General features: G+C 74.7%; 13 protein-coding genes. 8 read left to right on the forward strand and 5 right to left on the reverse strand.

What is annotated here, in order from left to right; translation table 11 throughout:
• Positions 1-43: 43 nt before the first annotated feature.
• The 5 genes from ACIF80_RS11510 (at position 44) to ACIF80_RS11530 (ending at position 5,674) form a co-directional block, all read left to right on the forward strand.
• A complete protein-coding gene (locus tag ACIF80_RS11510) occupies positions 44-1,165 on the forward strand; it encodes an NAD(P)/FAD-dependent oxidoreductase (protein ID WP_399802410.1) in 1,122 nt (373 codons plus the stop codon).
• 19 nt (positions 1,166-1,184) lie between these two features.
• Positions 1,185-2,429 (forward strand): ATP-grasp domain-containing protein, encoded by a 1,245-nt coding sequence (locus tag ACIF80_RS11515; protein WP_399802412.1) that lies wholly within the window; start codon positions 1,185-1,187, stop codon positions 2,427-2,429.
• 17 nt (positions 2,430-2,446) lie between these two features.
• Entirely contained in the window at positions 2,447-3,709 is a 1,263-nt protein-coding gene (locus ACIF80_RS11520) for an ATP-grasp domain-containing protein (protein WP_399802415.1), read from the forward strand.
• 43 nt (positions 3,710-3,752) lie between these two features.
• Positions 3,753-4,742, forward strand: a complete 990-nt coding sequence (locus tag ACIF80_RS11525) for an MmcQ/YjbR family DNA-binding protein (protein WP_399802418.1) — start codon at positions 3,753-3,755, stop codon at positions 4,740-4,742.
• Between the two features lie 95 nt (positions 4,743-4,837).
• A complete protein-coding gene (locus ACIF80_RS11530; protein WP_399802420.1) occupies positions 4,838-5,674 on the forward strand; it encodes an isocitrate lyase/phosphoenolpyruvate mutase family protein in 837 nt (278 codons plus the stop codon).
• 66 nt (positions 5,675-5,740) lie between these two features.
• Here ACIF80_RS11530 and ACIF80_RS11535 read toward each other — a convergent pair whose 3' ends face one another.
• Positions 5,741-7,423, reverse strand: coding sequence for a DUF885 domain-containing protein (locus ACIF80_RS11535; protein WP_399802423.1), 1,683 nt, complete (start codon positions 7,421-7,423; stop codon positions 5,741-5,743).
• Positions 7,420-8,850 (reverse strand): NB-ARC domain-containing protein, encoded by a 1,431-nt coding sequence (locus tag ACIF80_RS11540; protein ID WP_399802426.1) that lies wholly within the window; start codon positions 8,848-8,850, stop codon positions 7,420-7,422. Before ACIF80_RS11540 ends, ACIF80_RS11535 begins: the two co-directional genes overlap by 4 nt.
• A 224-nt stretch (positions 8,851-9,074) precedes the next feature.
• On the opposite strand from ACIF80_RS11540, the gene ACIF80_RS11545 reads away from it, so the two are divergent.
• Positions 9,075-12,488 (forward strand): BTAD domain-containing putative transcriptional regulator, encoded by a 3,414-nt coding sequence (locus ACIF80_RS11545; protein ID WP_399802428.1) that lies wholly within the window; start codon positions 9,075-9,077, stop codon positions 12,486-12,488.
• A 224-nt stretch (positions 12,489-12,712) separates the two neighbouring features.
• Here the strand turns inward: ACIF80_RS11545 and ACIF80_RS11550 are convergent, their stop codons facing one another.
• The gene (locus tag ACIF80_RS11550) at positions 12,713-12,853 is read right to left on the reverse strand and encodes a hypothetical protein (RefSeq protein WP_399802431.1); all 141 of its coding nucleotides are present in this window, start codon (positions 12,851-12,853) and stop codon (positions 12,713-12,715) included.
• Between the two features lie 131 nt (positions 12,854-12,984).
• Positions 12,985-13,791 (reverse strand): hypothetical protein, encoded by an 807-nt coding sequence (locus tag ACIF80_RS11555; RefSeq protein WP_399802433.1) that lies wholly within the window; start codon positions 13,789-13,791, stop codon positions 12,985-12,987.
• 360 nt (positions 13,792-14,151) lie between these two features.
• Between ACIF80_RS11555 and ACIF80_RS11560 the strand changes: the two genes are divergently transcribed.
• Positions 14,152-14,640: a hypothetical protein gene (locus ACIF80_RS11560; protein WP_399802436.1), complete on the forward strand. Its 489-nt coding sequence runs from the start codon at positions 14,152-14,154 to the stop codon at positions 14,638-14,640.
• 214 nt (positions 14,641-14,854) lie between these two features.
• Entirely contained in the window at positions 14,855-15,763 is a 909-nt protein-coding gene (locus tag ACIF80_RS11565) for a Bax inhibitor-1/YccA family protein (protein ID WP_399802438.1), read from the forward strand.
• 154 nt (positions 15,764-15,917) lie between these two features.
• On the opposite strand, the gene ACIF80_RS11570 is transcribed toward ACIF80_RS11565, so the two are convergent.
• Positions 15,918-16,151, reverse strand: a complete 234-nt coding sequence (locus ACIF80_RS11570) for a DUF4287 domain-containing protein (protein WP_399802441.1) — start codon at positions 16,149-16,151, stop codon at positions 15,918-15,920.
• Between the last annotated feature and the right edge of the window lie 40 nt (positions 16,152-16,191).

Raw genomic sequence — 16,191 nt, forward strand, 5'->3', positions numbered from 1 at the left:
CTCCATCCCGACCCCGTACCCGAGCAGCGAAAGGAGGTGCCCGATGCGTGTCACCGTGGTGGGGGGCGGCGTGATCGCCCTCCTGACAACCGTGGAGTGCGCCCTCGCCGGACACCGGGTCACGGTCGTCGACCAGGGCCCCATCCCGTACAGCAGGGCCACCTCCTTCGACCAGCACCGCATCATCCGGGCCCTGCACCCGGCCGACCCGCACGCCACCGCGGCCGCGCTGAGCGCCCACCGGCGCTGGCTGGACCTGGAGGAGCTGCTCGCCACCCGCTTCTACGAACAGGTCGGCGCGCTCACCGTGCTCCCGCCCGACGCGGCGGACGAGGGCGCGTTCCTGCTCACCGGCGCCGGCGGGCACGCCCGCACGCTCACCGCCGCCGCGCTCGCCGACCGCTACCCGCACCTCTCCCTCGACGGCGCCCTGGCAGGCGTCCTGGAGGACGAGGCCGGAGTGCTGCTCGCCGAGCGCGTGCTCGCCGCCTGCGTGGGCTGGCTGAAGTGGCGGCCCGGCATCGAACTGGTCGAGCACCGGCCGGTGGTCGCGGTGGACGGCGAGCGCGGGCGGGTCCGGTTCGCGGACGGACAGGTCCTCGACGCCGACGGCGTCCTGGTCGCCGTGGGGCCGTGGGCGCGCGGGCTGCTGCCCGACCGGGTGGCGAAGACGCTCACCCTGCACCGGCAGTCCCTGCTGTACTGCAGAGCGCCCGGGGAGCAGGCCGAGGCGTGGGCGGCCACGCCGGCGATCCCGGCGCTCGGCACGCGGCGGGGGGCCTGGCTGATCCCGCCGGTCGCCGGCACCGCCCTCAAGGTGACCTCCGCCGCGCTGTGCCGCGAGGTCGGCGCCCTCACCGATCACCACACGCCCGAGGAGTACCAGCGCGAGCTGGCGGCCGAGTTCGGCGACCTGCTGCCGGGCTTCTCCCCGGCCTGGGTGCTCGGCAGCAAGGACTGCTACTACCTGTCGTACTCCGGGACCGGCGGCCCGCTCGTGGTCTCCCTCGGCGGCTCGGCCCACGCCTACGCGGCCTGCGGCGGCTCCTCGTTCAAGTTCGCGCCGCTGATCGCCCGCACCCTCGCCGACCGCGTCCTCGGCCGCGCCCCCGACCCGACCGGTCTGACGGCCCTGGACACCGCACCCCTCGACGCCTCCCCATGACCCCGCTGAAAGGAACGCCATGAAACTCCTGGCGATCGAAGCCCGGCAGAACGCCACCTACTACGTCTCCCGCTACCAACAGCTCGTCGGCCTCGGCGCCGACGTGTACGTCCTCAACGGCGAGGGCACCGACGACTTCTGGCCCGCCGACCGCTACCGCATCGCCGGCTCGCGGGCCGTCACGGACCTGATCGCCGCGGCCAAGGAGTGGCACGCCGAGGAGCGGTTCGAGGGCGTCCTCACCTTCTCCGAGTCCGGGGTCCTCGCGGTCGCCGCCGTCGCCGAGGCCCTCGGACTGCCCGGCATCGGCCTGGAGGCCGCCCGCGCCAGCCGGAACAAGCTGCTGATGCGCCAGGCCCACGAACGCGGCCACGCCGCCCACCCGTCCTTCCGGTTCGTCACCGACGAGGACCAGGCCCTGGCCGCCGCCGAGGAGTTCGGCTACCCGGTGATCGTGAAGCCGACCCTGGGCGCCGCCTCCCACTACGTCTTCCGCGCCGACGACGAGGCCGAGCTGCGTGAGCGCTACACCCAGGCCGCCCAGGGCCTGACCGAGCTGTCCTGGTACGCCATGGAGGCCGACGGCCTCGACCTCGGCCCGCACGGACTGCTGGTGGAGTCCTTCCTCGACGGCGACGAGTTCCTCATCGAGGCGCTGGTGTGGGACGACGGGGTGTACCTCGGCTCGATCGTCGACCGGGTCACCGCCGAGGGCGACACCTTCGACGACGACGTCCACCACGCCCCCACCGCGCTCACCCCGGAGCAGGTCGAGGCCGTCCACGAGGTCGTCGCGGCGGGCGCCCGCGCCCAGGGCCTGGTCCGCAGCGTGATGCACGCCGAGGTCCGCTTCCACGACGGGCGCCCGCACCTGGTGGAGATCGCCGTACGCCCCGGGGGCGGCGGTCTGGACCACATGGCCCGCGTCTCCGCCGGCTACGACCCGATCGCCGCCGTCGCCGACGTGGCCCGCGGGATCCGCCCACGGGTCGGGCACTACGCGCCGACCGGCGTGCACACGGCCGCCCTGTGCCTGCTGCCGCGGGCCTCCGGCCGGATCGGCGACGTCCACGTCCCCGACGAGGTGACCGGCCGGGACGGCCTGCTCTTCCTCAAGCTCACCGCGAAGCCGGGGGACCTGGTCCGCCGCCCGCCGGAGGGCAACAGCATCCTCGGCTTCCTCGGCGTGACCGGCACGTCCTTCGAGGACGCGATGTCCACCGCCGAGGAACTCGCCGCCCAGGTCCGCGCCGACCTCGTCTGAACCCAGGAGTGAATGACATGACCGTACGACCCGTGATCATGGTCGGCTTCGTGGCGGTGGCGGTGACCTCGCTCGCCCAGTTCCAGCCCGAGGGCTCCGTGATCGTCGTCGACGAACCCGACGTCATCCGCAACCGCGAGCTGCGGCCCAAGGCCGACGAGGCTCCCGTGGTCCGTGAACTGATCGCCTGGGAGTACCAGCTCGAAGGCGCCGCCGACGCGTTCTACAACACCCACCCCGACCTCGACCCGGCCGCGATCGCCCCGCTCCAGGAGTACGCCACCCCGTTCGCCGCCCGCCTCGCCGAGCGCTACGGACTGCCCACCGGCGGCTACGGCGCCCTGCGGATCCTGCGCGACAAGGCCCTGCTGCGCAAGGTCAGCGCCGCCGCCGGCATCCTCAACCCCGAGTCGGTGGAGGTCGCCGGACCGGACGAGGTCCGCACCTTCATGGCCGCCCACCCCGGCCCGGCCGTCCTCAAACCCGCCAACCGCCAGGCCGCCCTCGGCACCCGCGTCCTCACCTCCGCCGACGAGATCGACGAGGCCTGGGCGGAGACCACCGCCATGGACGAGGGCGTGATGGAGACCGACCGGGGTTTCGAACTGCGCATGCTCGTCGAGCGGTGCGTGCGGGGCCCTGAGTACAGCGTGGAGATGCTGGTCGAGCGCGGCCGGGTCCTGTTCGGCAACGTCACCGGCAAGGACCTCTACCCCGGCTCCCGTCCGATCGAGCTGGGCCACCTGGTTCCCGCCGACATCCCCGGCGAGCTGGACGCGCTGCTGCGCGCCGAGACCGCACGTCTGCTGAGGTCCGTCGGCTTCGGCACCGGCACCGTCCACTGCGAGTGGATCGTCGAGGACGGCCGCCCCTACCTGGTCGAGTGCGCGGGCCGCTTCCCGGGCGACGGCATCGTCGACCTCATCGACCGCGCGTACCGCGTCGACCTCGTCCGCGACTACTGGACGCTGATGAAGGGCGAACCCCTGACCGCGGACCTCCCGGCGAAGGCGCCCGGCGCCGCCGCGGTCCGCTTCCTGCACACCGGGGAGGCCGGTGTCGTCGAATCCGTCACCGGAGTCGAGGCGGCGCGGGAACTGCCCGGCGTGGAGGTGTGCTCGGTGAGCGTGGAGCCCGGCGCCGAGGTGCGCGAGCTGCACAGTTCCTGGGACCGTGTCGGCTCGGCCGTCACGGAGGCCGCCACCGGTGCCGAGGCGCACGCGGCGGCCGTACGGGCGCTGGAGACGATCGAGCTGAAGGTCCGGCCGGCGCGCGCGTGACCGCGCCGGCCGGACCGCCCACAGGAGGAAGGACGGGCAGGACATGCCCACCGTCGCAGACGTACGGCGCCTGGCGCTGGCGCTGCCGCGCACCGAGGAACATCTGATCCGGGACCGGGTGAAGTTCCGCATCGGCAAGATCGTGTACCTCGCGCTGTCCCGTGACGAGACCACCCTGGGTTTCGCGTTCCCCAAGGAGGAGCGCGCGGCCCTGGTGGCCTCGGACCCGGGGAAGTTCTCGATGCCCCGCGAGTCCGACCTCCGGTACCACTGGGCCCGGGCGACGCTGAGCGCCCTGGACCTGCCGGAACTGACGGAACTGGTCACCGAGGCCTGGCGCATGTGCGTCCCCGCGCGACTTGCCCGCGCCCACCTCGGCCCCGGCCCCGAGCCTTCGGCCCCGCCGCTCCGGTTGGCGCACCTGCGTGCCTCCGCCGAGGTGTTCGCCGCCTACCCGGGCATCGACCGCACCTGGCTGGAGCTGCGCGCGCTGACCGCCCCGGGCCTCGACCCGGCCGACCCCGCGCACCGCACGGCCCTGCACCGCTGGCTCAACTCCTGGGGCTGCAGGCTCCCCTACCCTCGCGAGGGCGAGCCGTACGTCCTCGGGGAGGCCCTCGCCGCCTGGGCCGTCGCGCACCCCCTCCCGGACACCCCGCTCGCCGAGCTCACCGACCCCGCGATCGACGTCCTCGCCACGGCCTACGACGACCTCGCGCACCTCCCCGCCAAGACCCCGCCCCGCCCCCGCACCCTCGGCCCGACCGCCGCCGCGAAAGCGCTGTACGCGTTGCGACCGCACACCGTCATGCCCTGGGACGCGGCCATCGCCCTCGAGCTGTACGGCGCCCGGGACGGCGCCGCCTTCGCCCGTCACCTGCGCACGGGCCGGGCCTGGGCGCGGACGGTCCTCACCGAGAGCGGCCTGAGCGCCGACACGCTGGCGGCCGGCCTGGGACGGCCCGCCGTCACCCTGCCGAAGGTCCTCGACGAACACCTGTACGTGACGATCACCCGCCGCGGGGGCCCCTGACCACCGCTCGGCCCGTCCGAATCCCGCCCCCTCTTCCCCACAGGCGTGTGACGATCGTCCGCACCTGCCCCGCATGTGAAAGGAACCTGGAATTCATGACAGTTGACCAGAGCGCCAAGGACAAGGCCCAGCGGCTGCGCACACTCGGCACCGACACGGTCCTCGTGCTGCCGAACGCCTGGGACGCGGGCAGCGCGGCCGTGATGGCCGCCGCGGGCGCCCCGGCCATCGCCACCACCAGCGGCGGTGTGGCCTGGTCCCTCGGCAGGGGCGACGGTGAGCAGGCCACCCGGGACGAGATGCTCGCCGCCGCCGCGCGTATCGCCGCCGCCGTGGACGTGCCGGTGACGGTCGACGTCGAGGCCGGTTACGGAGCGGCCCCGGACGAGGTCGCCAAGACGGTCGCCGCGGTGGTCGCCGCCGGTGCCGCCGGCATCAACCTGGAGGACTCCAGGGCCGCGGGCGGCCCGCTGTTCACGCCCGAGGAGCAGGCCGAGCGCATCGCCGCCGCCCGCACCGCCGCCACCGAGGCCGGTCTGCCCGAGCTGGTGATCAACGCCCGTACGGACGTGTACCTCTTCGGTATCGGTGAGGAGTCCGGCCGCCTGGACGACGTCCTGGCCCGCGCCGCCGCCTACGCCGAGGCGGGTGCCGACGGCCTCTTCGTCCCCGGCCTGCTCGACCTGGCCGTTCTCGGTGACCTGTCCGCGCGCTCCCCGCTCCCGGTCAACGCCATGGCGGGCCCCGGCGGTCCCAGCGTCGCCGAACTGGCCAAGGCGGGTGTCCGCAGGGTGAGCGTCGGCACGGGCGTGGCCCAGGCCGCGTACACGGCGGCCCGCCGCGCCACGCTCGAACTGCTGGAGTCGGGCACCTACGACGCGCTGGACGACTCGCTGGACTTCTTCCAGATGAACGGACTGTTCAGCGGCTGAGCACAGCGGTGGAACGCCGGAAGGGGGGCCGGCCACCGGCCCCCCTTCACCTGTACGCGGGGACGCTCAGCGGTTCGCGGTCCAGCGCGCGACCACCCGGTCCAGCACGTCCAGGGGGAGCGAGCCGTTGCCGAGCACCAGGTCGTGGAAGGCGCGGACGTCGAAGCCGGGGCCCAGCTCCCGCGCGGCACGGGAACGCAGGCGCTGGATCTCGAGGCGTCCCGTCATGTACGACAGGGCCTGCCCCGGCCACTCGATGTACCGGTCGGTCTCGTTGTGGATCTCGACGTCGGCCAGGACGGTGTGTTCGCGCAGGAAGCCGACGGCCCGCTCGCGGCTCCAGCCGAAGTGGTGCAGACCGGTGTCGACGACCAGCCGGGCGGCCCGCAGCGAGTCCATCGCGAGCATGCCGAGCCGGGCCAGGGGCCCCGAGTACAGGCCCATCTCGTCGGCGAGGCGTTCCGCGTACAGGCCCCAGCCCTCGATGTAGGCGTTGATCCACGCGATCCGCCGCAGCCGGGGCAGCCCGGTCAGCTCCTGGGCGAGGGAGAGCTGCACATGGTGGCCGGGCACCGCCTCGTGGAACGCGGTGGCCTCGGCGAGCACCCGCGAACGCTCGGTCGCCCGCTCGGTGTTGGCGTGGTAGGTGCCCGGACGCGACCCGTCCGCGGCGGCCGGCATGTACCAGGCCTGCGGCGCCCCCGGCACCTCCCGGCCGTCCAGCACACAGGCGGCCGCCGGCAGCCGCCCGAACCGGCGGGGCGCGGCCAGCTCGGCCCGGGCGACGGCCGTACGGGCGGCCGAGAGCATCTCGTCGGCACCGTTCCACCGCAACCGGGCGTCGGACCGCAGCCGTTCGCGCACCTCGGCGGCGGTCGGCGAGCCCCCGAACGCCTGCGCCCCCACCCGCGCGTACTCCTCCTCGATACCGGCCAGCAACCCGGCGCCCGCGTCGTGCAGTTCCCCGGGGGAGCGGTCGGTGGTGGTGTGGATACGGGCAAGCGTGGCGTAGTGCTCCTCGCCGTCCGGCAGATGGCACAGCCCGGGCCGCTCCTGCGACCGCCCGCGCGGGGCGAGTCCGGTGTCGAGGACCTCCCGGTAGGCGGCGAACGCCGGCCGCACCCGCTCGTCGATCAGCCGGTCCCGCTCGGCGTGGTGCCGCTTCGCGAGCGGTACGGCGCGCAGCGGGTCCCCGGCCGGGTCGGCGAGGTAGGAGTCGAGCCGGGCGACGGCCGTACGGACCCGCTCGGCGACCGGCAGCCGGCCGGCGGCCGCCCCCGCGCGGTGCCGCTCGGCCGCCTGCGCCAGATACTCCGGGACGCCCGCGAGCCGCTCCAGGTGCCCGCGCTCCTGCTCCTCGCCCACCGGACGCACCTCGGGCAGGGAACCGAGGAGCCGGCCGATCGGCGAGGTCTGGTAGTCGGCGACGGTGTGCTCGATCAGCCGGGCCCCGAGCCGGCCGGCGACGGCCGACGCCTGCTGGACGACCACGGCCCGGGTCACCTCCTCCCCGGCGTCCGCGACCGGCGCCTGCCGCGCCCGCCGGGCCAGCCCCGACGCCCGCTCCCGCAACGCGGACTGTGCCTCCTCGGAGGGGTCGGCGAGCCGTCCGACGGTTTCAGGGCACCCTTCCAGGGCGTCGTCCAGCGGGTCCTCGGCGACGATGAGTCCGACGGCCTCCTCGGCGAGAGCGGTCACGGGGGTGGCGGGGCTCGTGGGGGCGGCGATGCCGGTGGTCGTGTCGGTCATGCTCGGGCGTCTCCTGTCAGGGCGTGGGAACGGCACCGCGCGGTACCGGGTACGGGTTCGGGTTCGTGCGCCGTCCGATCCGCCTGTGCACGTGCGAACTGCCTCACCAGCGGCGGGAGTCCGTACTGCCCGGCCACGTCGGTCCGCTCCACCAGCCCGGCGTCGACGAGGTCCTCGAGGAGGTCCTCGACGGCGCCCGCACCCCGTTCCAGGGAACGGGCGAGCGCGGTCACGGACTCGTGGGCCACCTTGTCCACGGACGGCGCGGTCCGGGTCGCCGCGAACCGCCGCAGCACGAGACGGGCGTCCGGAGCGAGCCGGCGGCAGGCGTCTTCGTAACGTTCGGCGAGGTCCTCGTCGCCGACCCGCAGCCGGGCGAACAGCCGCTCCCCGTCGACCAGTTCGTCGATCGCTTCGGTGAGCAGGGCGGCCGGGCGGGCTGCCAGCCGACGCGCGGCGAGGGTGAGGGCGAGCGGCAGGTCGCCGCAGGCTTCGGCGAGCACCAGGCCCGCCCGCGGGACGGCGGCGAGCCGCTCCCGGCCGAGGACCGAGGCGAGCAGCTCCATCGACTCGTCCCGGTCCAGCACGGGCAGCGCGAGGCGCCGTATCCCGTCCAGGCCGAGCAGCCGGGACCGGGCGGTCAGGACGATCCGGCAGTGCGGGGCGGCCACCAGCAGCTCGCGCACCTGACGTTCCCGGCGCACCCCGTCGAACACCACGAGCAGCCGCCGCTCCCGCAGCACCGACCGGTACAGGCCCACGCGCTGCCCCGGGTCGTCGGGGACCTGCTCCGGTGCGAAGCCGAGCGTCCGCAACAGGCCGCCCGCGATTCCGGCCGCGTCCTCGCGGCCGTCCGCGGCCGCACCGAGGTTCACGTACAACAGGCCGTCCGGCAGGCCGGCCGCCAGTTCGGAAGCCAGACGCAGCGCGAACGCCGACTTGCCGACGCCGGCCTGGCCGTGGACCAGCAGGGGCGGGACGGACCCGTCGGCCGGGCCGGTCAGCACCCGTGCCCGGTCCAGCAGCCGGGTCCGGCCGGCCAGCGGCCGCGGCTCCATGGGGAGCTGGGCGGGCACCGGCGGCTGCGCCCGTACCGCGGCGGCCCGCAGCCGCGTCTCCGGCACTCGGTGCACGGCCCCGGCGGCCGGCCGGCCCTCGTGGCCGGTCTCCCGCGCGGCCTCCCGCCAGCGCCGCTCCCACACCGCACGGTCCCCGCCGCACGCCTCGGCGAAGGCGAGCGCCACCTGAAGACTGGGCAGCCGGTAGCCGGCCGCCGCGTCCGAGAGCACCGAAGCGGAGAACAGTGCCCGCTTCGCCAGCTCCCGGTAACTGGGGGAGCCCGCCCCGGACCGGAGCCGGCGCAGCTCCCGGGCGAAGGCGGTGGCCGGTCCGGCGTCCTGCGTCAACGGCTTCTCCGGTCTGCCCACGCTCACGCTCCTCGGGGATCGGTGGCGTACGCCGCGGGGTCGCCGCGGGTCTCCGCCGTCTGCTGCCTGTCCCCGCAGACTCCGGCGGGCCGTTCCCGTTCCCCTCCCGGTGCGGTACCGCCGCCGTTTTCACCGCCCCCGTACCGCACACCCGAACGAGCGTTTATGATCCGGCTTGCCCTGATCCCCGATCGGGGGGCGGGGTACGGGGGCGGGGGAGCCGAATGACAGTCATGCATGCGAGGAACGACGGGCACAGAGCCGTGGACGACGGCCTGTTGCGTCCGTCGTCCCAGGACGCAGACACGTGGTCGGCCCACGAACGCCCGGCGGACGGGGCGGCCCCGGCGCGAGGACTGTGCTTCCTGCTGCTCGGTCCCCTGGAGGGCTGGTCGCAGGGGACCAGGCTCAGGCTGAGCGGCACCATCCAGGAGCGCGTCCTGGCGACGCTGCTGCTCGAACCCGGCCGGCTGGTCCCGGTGCCCCGGCTGGTCGAGGCGGCCTGGGAGGAGAACCCGCCGGCCACCGCCGGCCACCAGGTCCGCAAGGCGGTCGCCGATCTGCGCCGGCGCATTCCCCGCGGCAGCGAGGTGATCGTCACGGACGGCCCCGGCTACCGGGCCGCGCTCGCCGGGGTCCGGCTCGACCTGCTGGAGTTCGGCGCCCATCTGCGTTCCGCCGCGTCCGCCGAGTCCGCCGGCCGCATCCCGGACGCCGTACGGGAACTGACCGCGGCGCTCGCCCTGTGGCGCGGGCCCGTCCTGGCCGGGACCGGCGCGGCGGTGATCGACGCGGCCGCCACGATCCTGGAGGAACGCCGGGTCACCGCGGCAGAGCAGCTGTTCGCGCTGCGGTTGACGCGCGGAGACGGCAAGGCGCTCGTCGCCGATCTGCGGGACCTCGTCGCGGCCCACCCGCTCCGCGAGACCCTGCGCGGCCAGCTGATGCTCGCCCTGTACCGCTCGGGACGGCAGGCGGAGGCCCTGGAGGAGTACGGCCGGGTCCGCGCCCTCCTGGCGGAGGAACTCGGTGTCGATCCCGGCCCCCACCTGGCCGGACTGTACGAGGACATGTTGCGCGACAGCGTGGACCTCCTTCCGGCCCGGGGACCGTTACCGTCTGCCGAACCGTCCCTGCGGGGGGCCGGCCGTGAGCGTGCTTCCGTCGGGTGGCGGGGCCGGGGCGGCGGGGCCGGACCCGCGGAGGCTGCCGGGGCGGCCGGGATCGGGACCGCGGGAAGCGCGGACGGCCATGGCGAGGCCGTCGGCACGGAAGGCGCCGGGAGCGGCCGGAGCGGCGGGAGCGCGGGGAGCGGCCGGAGCACCGGGTCCGCCGCGCGCGCCGGGGACCACGAGGGCACCGGCCCGGCCGGCGCGGACGGCACCACCGCCCCCGTGCCCGTCGGCATCCCCGGGCCTCCCTCCCCCCAGCCGCCGGAGGCCCCCTGCACCCTTCCCTACGACCTCTCCGACTTCACCGGACGGCGTACCGAACTCACCCGCATCACCGAGCTCGCCACCGGCCCCGCCCGGGAGCACCGCGCCCGGATCGTCGCCGTCGACGGCATGGGCGGCAGCGGCAAGACCTGCCTCGCCGTCCACGCCGCGCACCGGCTCGCCGGCGACTACCCGGACGGCCAGCTCCACCTCGACCTGCGCGGCTTCACGCCGGGCGAGGAGGGGATGCGGCCCGAGACCGCGCTGGACGTCCTGCTGCGCATGCTCGGTACCCCGGGCGAGCGCATCCCGACGGACCTCCAGAGCCGCGCGGCACTGTGGCGGTCCTCCCTCGTCGGCCGGCGTGTGCTGCTCCTGCTGGACAACGCCGTCGACGCCGCCCAGCTGCGCCCGCTGCTGACCGCCGCCCCCGGCTGCCTGGTCCTGATCACCAGCCGGGCCCGGCTGGTCGACCTGGACGGCGCGTCCTGGCTCTCCCTCGGCCTGCTGCCGCCCGAGGACAGCGCCGCGCTGGTCGCCGAGACGCTGGGCGCCGACCGGGTCGCCGCCGAGCCGGACGCGGCCGCCGAACTCATCGAACGCTGCGGCCACCTCCCGCTGGCGCTGCGGATCGCCACGGCCCGGCTGCGCAACCGGCCCCGCTGGACGCTGGCCTACCTGGTCGACCGGCTGCGCGACGAGACCCGCAGGATGGTCGAACTCACCTCCGGCGAACGGGGGGTCGCGGCCACCCTGCGCCTGTCCTACCTGGCGATGACCGAGCGGCACCGCACCGCGTTCCGGGTGCTGGCGATGCACCCCGGCGCGCGCATCGACGCCCACGCGGCAGCCGCCCTGCTCGGCCTGGACCTGTTCGACGCGGAGGACCTGCTGGAGCACCTGCTGGACGTCCACCTGCTCCAGCAGCCCGACATCGGCCAGTACACCTTCCACGACCTGGTGCGCAGCTTCGCCCGCGAACTGCCCACCTCCGAGGAGGAGGCGGCGGCCGCCACGGAACGCCTCTTCGGCTACTACGTCTCGGCGACCGAGGCCGCTTGCCAGGTCCTCTTCCCGGGCCGCATGCGGCACCCGACGGAACTCCCCCTGTACGAGGGCGAACTGCCCCCGCTGGGCGACGCCGACGCCGCCCGGCGCTGGTTCGCCCTGGAGCACAAGGGCCTGATCGCGGCGACCGCGCTGGCCTCCGGCCGAGGCCTCGACCGGCACACCGCCGTCCTCGCCCGCAACCTGGTCTTCCACCTCAACGCCCGCGGCCACTTCACCGAGTACGCGGAGGTCGCCCGCACCGCCGCGGCCGCCGCGCGCCGCACCGGCGACCTGTGGCTGCTCAGCTGCAGCCTGTCGAACCTGGGCGTGGCCTGCTGGAAGCTCGGCCTGCTGAAGGAAGGCATCGAGACGGTCACGGAGGCCCGCGAGGCGGCCGTACAGGCCGGCAACCGCCTCACCGAGGCGCATGCCGACAGCGTCCTCGGAATCCTGCACGCCACCGGCGCCGGTTACGAACCCGCCCTCTTCCACCTGCGCCGCTCGCTGGCGCTGGCGCTGGAGCTGGGCGCCGAACGCAACCAGGCGGACGTCCTGTGCACGCTCAGCACGGTCTACGAGGAGCTCGGCCGTTATGCCGAGGCCGCGGAGGCCGCCCGGAAGGCCGCCGGGATCTCCCTGCGCCTCGGCTATCTCAACAACCAGGTGACCTCCCTGACCGACCTCGCCTTCGCCGAGGTCGGCCTGGGGGACGCGAGCGCCGCCGGGGAGAGCCTCGCCCGGGCCCGCGCGCTGTGCGACGAGCGGGTCCCGGTCGGCGACGCGGCCCTGATGCTCGCCCTGTCCGCCCGGGTCGCCCAGCTCCTCGGCGACACCGGGGCCGGCCACGGATTCGCCGCCCGCGCCCTGGCCCTGGCCGCCGAGACCGACGCCCCGCTGCGCCGGGCCAAGACCCAGAACGTCGTCGCACGCTTCCACTTCCACGCCGGCGCCCACGAGACGGCCCGAGCCCTGCACGAACAGGCCCACCGCAGTGCCACCCGGGCCCGGCTGTGCGCCGAGGAGTGGCACGCGCTGTCGGGTATGGCGAGCGCGGCACGCGAACTGGGCGACCCGGAGGCGAGCACCCACCAGGCAGCAGCCCACGCCCTGTTGACCCGCCTGGGCCTGGACCGTCCTCCCGCGGAACGCTGAACACCCGCCCGTGGACGGCTCCGCACCCCCGGCACGAAGGCGCCCCGCCCGATGAATCCGGGCGGGGCGCCTTCGTGAAGCCGTCCTCGGAGGGCTGCGCCACGGCCGCACACCAGCCGGTGGCCGACCGTTCCCGCCGGGCGGGCGACGCCCGGCACCGCACCTCGCCACCCCGCCGGCCGCCCTCCGGTCAGCCGCGTGGACAACGCCGCGGGTCGAGAGACCTAGTGCGGGCCGACGTCGCTGGCCACCACCCGGTGCTCGGCGGTCCCGGCCGGAAGATCCGTGGCCACCGCGGTGCCCAGTCCGAGCGCCAGGGCCAACGCCGCGTGCATCCCGATCAGTGCCGCTGCCTTCGTACGCATATGTCCCGTCCCCCAGGGGTAGTTGGCGGTGGCCGGCAGTGCTGCCCGCTCTCGACGTCGGCGATGTTTCCGGCGGCGGTTCCCGATCCGGTCCCTTGTCGTTCCCACCCGCGCGGGACCGTCACGGCTGCTCACAGCCCCCCGTCGGCGCAGCACGCGACCCGCGGCCCGTCCGCGGTCAGCACGGTGTCGGTGCGCAGCGCGCCCTCGGAGAACCCGGCGAGGTCGAGGAGTTCCCGCACACAGGACCGCACCCAGGACACCTCGTCCGGCGCACCGGGCGGGCCCGTGCCCTGCCGCGCCACGCTCACCACGTGATGCATTCCGCCCAGCGAGAGCGTCTCCACCCGGTAGCGGGGTCCGAGGAGCAGTTCCTCGACGAGTTGCGCGCCGTCGGCCGCGGTCTCGGCCCACAGGGCGAGCGCCGTCCCGTCCCGCACGAAGGCGGGACCTCTCCACCGGCCCCCGGCGTCGCGGGACTTGATGACGAGCGGCAGCCCGATCCGCTCCGCGGCGGCCCGGGCCCGGGCGACTCCGCCGGCCTCCTCCGCGCGCACCGGGGGCCAGGACGCCTCGAGCAGCAGCCGCCGCAGCGCCACGGGGTCCTTCAGCCGCTCGGCGGCCGGGTCCCGCCACAGCATCCCGTCCCGCTCCCGCCGCACCCGCCGTACGACGGCCCGGACGTCGTCCCCGGCTCCCGGCCCGCACATCAGCTGTCCTATGCCGTACCGCCGCAGGAGCCAGGTCAGCAGGCCGTGCAGGGTCCCGTCGGCGACCCCGCCCGGACCGGTGACGAGCAGCCGCTCCAGGGGGAGCGTGCCCGGCAGCGCCTCCCGGGGCCCCACCACCGCCCACAGGTCGAACCCGGCGGCCGCGGCCGACCGCACGAGCCCCTCCCCGGGCATCACCAACAGCATCCGTTCCGCAATGCTCGCCACGGCTTCTCTCCCGCCGATCCGCTCGAACGCCGCCAGGCTCCACCGCTGTCTTCCCGTTCGCCTCCCGCCCCGTTCCCCACGCCGCCGCCGCTTCCGTCCGACCGGCGCCTCACTTCCGGCGAGGTCCCCGCCTTCCCCGGGGCGGGCCGCCGAAGGGGCGGTGTGGTGCCGGTCGATCCCGGCGCCGCTGCGCCCCGCCGGTGAGGCCCTCACGGACGGACGCAGCTCACGGACGGACGCAGCCCTCACGGACGGACGCAGCCGTTGCGGGGGCCGATGCGTACCGGCGTCGCCGAGGCGAAGGTGCCGCACGGAAAGTGTGCGTACGCAGGCGTCGAGGAAAGGATCGGTTCCACGGGGGTGGGGAACACGGCTGGTCCGGCATGGCCGCGGGTGCTGGTCGCGGCGAGGGGCGACGGCCGGGTCTGCGCCTGGGAGAACAACGGCCACGGGCTGCTCGGCGCGGAGCCGCGCGGCGGCCGGACCGGGCGTCCGGTGCCGATGCCGGACCCGGGGAACACCGTGCAGGTGGAGGGCGGGGGCGGCGTCGCCTTCGCGCTCGACGAGGACGGTGCCGTCCGGACGTGGGGCCGCGGGGCGGGCGGTGTGCCGGGCGACGGCGACACCTTCGGCCACGTGGCGGTGAAGCCGGTCCGGGTGCGCAGGCTTCCCCCGATTCGCCGTATCGCGTCCTTCGATTTCAGCGGCCCGGCCATCGGTACCGACGGCGGACTCCGGGGCCGGGGGTCCGCGCTGGTGCCGGCCGGCCACGGGAAGGGCGGAGCGGTGCGGCGCCCGTGCGGATTCCGGTGCCGGGGCCGGTCCTCGACGTCTCCGGCCGGCAGGTGAGCGCCGAGGGCGGCCGGGGGTGATCTCCGGCCGGTTCCGGGCAGGTCCCAGGCAGGTCATGGTTCGGTCCCCTGCGGTGAGGGGAATCGCATGGCCGCGTAGCGTGTTGTGCAGCACAACGAGGGAAAGATCCTTCTCAAGCATTGGGGTCATTCCTTTGCCTACCTATTACTCTTGAGCCCAAGGCCGCGCTGTGTGGCCATGGAGGAGTGAAATGAGGAGCAGAAACCCGGTCTTCTCGCGACGGGGGTTCAGCCGCGACAACGGCTACGCGGGCTTCAACACCGCGCCGCAGGCCGGGGGTCCCGCTGTCGCCACGCAGGGCAACCCGTACGCGCAGCCCACCGGCAACCCGTACGCGCAGAACCCCTACGCGCAGAACCCGTACGGCCAGCAGGACGTGGAGCACGGTGCGCCGCCGCAGGCGCCCGCCGCCACCGGCCGGATGACCATCGACGACGTCGTCATGCGCACGGGCACCACGCTCGGCGTGCTCATCGTCTTCGCCGCGCTCGCCTGGGCCCTGCTGCCCGTGGACGACGCCAACCTCGGCCGGTCCATCGGCATCGGCATCGGCGCCGCGCTGATCGCCATGGTCCTCGGGCTCGTGCAGTCCTTCAAGCGCAAGGCCGTGCCCGCGCTGATCCTGACGTACGCCGCGTTCGAGGGTGTGTTCCTCGGCGTCATCTCCAGCGTCGTCGACAACCGCATCGCCGACGGTGCGGCCATGCAGGCCGTGCTCGGCACCATGGCGGTCTTCGTCGGTGTGCTGGTGGCGTACAAGGCGGGCTGGATCCGCGTCAACCGCCGTTTCTACGGCTTCGTGATGGCGGCCGCGCTCGGCTTCATCCTGCTGATGGGCGTGAACCTGCTGTTCGCGGTGTTCGGCGGCGGTGACGGCCTCGGCTTCCGCAGCGGCCCGCTCGGCATCATCTTCGGTGTCGTCGGCATCATCCTCGGTGCCTGCTTCCTCGCCCTGGACTTCAAGCAGGTCGAGGACGGCCTCGCCTACGGTGCCCCGCGCGAGGAGGCCTGGCTCGCCGCCTTCGGCCTCACGCTGACGCTGGTCTGGCTCTACCTGGAGTTCCTGAGGCTCATCGCGATCCTCAACAGCAGCGATTAGCGACCGGTCGGCGCGTCGGTGACCGACGCGTCCGCACCACGCGGACATACGCGAAGGGCCCCGGGTTCACCCGGGGCCCTTCGCCGTGGTGCGGGCAGGGTGGGTGGTGGGCGGTGGGCGGTGGGTGGTGGGCCGACGTGGGCAGGGCGTGGGCTCAGCGCAGATTGCGCGCGGCCCTTCTCATGTCGTACTCGTGGACGATCGCCTTGGCATGGCCGTACGCCAGGTCGTACTCGTGGCGGAGCCAGCTGACCTTCTCCTCGAAGCGGAAGAGGGAGGGGCCTTCTTCCTCGACGGTGCGCAGCCAGTCGGAGACCTCACGACCGGTGCAGTGCGGGATGCGGGCGAGCATGTTGCGGTGGGTCTCCTCGGAGAGGACTTGGGACATCGGCGCCTCCAGCGCAGGGTGTGAGCCGGTCCTTCAGGTC

The organism is Streptomyces sp. NPDC085927 (assembly GCF_044540975.1).
Classification (GTDB): domain Bacteria; phylum Actinomycetota; class Actinomycetes; order Streptomycetales; family Streptomycetaceae; genus Streptomyces; species Streptomyces hirsutus.

Bases quoted from the DNA above. Each gene is read 5' to 3' on its own strand.
- ACIF80_RS11510 (WP_399802410.1), top strand. From the start codon at position 44: ATGCGTGTCACCGTGGTGGGGGGCGGCGTGATCGCCCTCCTGACAACC.
- ACIF80_RS11515 (WP_399802412.1), top strand. From the start codon at position 1,185: ATGAAACTCCTGGCGATCGAAGCCCGGCAGAACGCCACCTACTACGTC.
- ACIF80_RS11520 (WP_399802415.1), top strand. From the start codon at position 2,447: ATGACCGTACGACCCGTGATCATGGTCGGCTTCGTGGCGGTGGCGGTG.
- ACIF80_RS11525 (WP_399802418.1), top strand. From the start codon at position 3,753: ATGCCCACCGTCGCAGACGTACGGCGCCTGGCGCTGGCGCTGCCGCGC.
- ACIF80_RS11530 (WP_399802420.1), top strand. From the start codon at position 4,838: ATGACAGTTGACCAGAGCGCCAAGGACAAGGCCCAGCGGCTGCGCACA.
- ACIF80_RS11535 (WP_399802423.1), bottom strand. From the start codon at position 7,423: ATGACCGACACGACCACCGGCATCGCCGCCCCCACGAGCCCCGCCACC.
- ACIF80_RS11545 (WP_399802428.1), top strand. From the start codon at position 9,075: ATGACAGTCATGCATGCGAGGAACGACGGGCACAGAGCCGTGGACGAC.
- ACIF80_RS11550 (WP_399802431.1), bottom strand. From the start codon at position 12,853: ATGCGTACGAAGGCAGCGGCACTGATCGGGATGCACGCGGCGTTGGCC.
- ACIF80_RS11565 (WP_399802438.1), top strand. From the start codon at position 14,855: ATGAGGAGCAGAAACCCGGTCTTCTCGCGACGGGGGTTCAGCCGCGAC.
- ACIF80_RS11570 (WP_399802441.1), bottom strand. From the start codon at position 16,151: ATGTCCCAAGTCCTCTCCGAGGAGACCCACCGCAACATGCTCGCCCGC.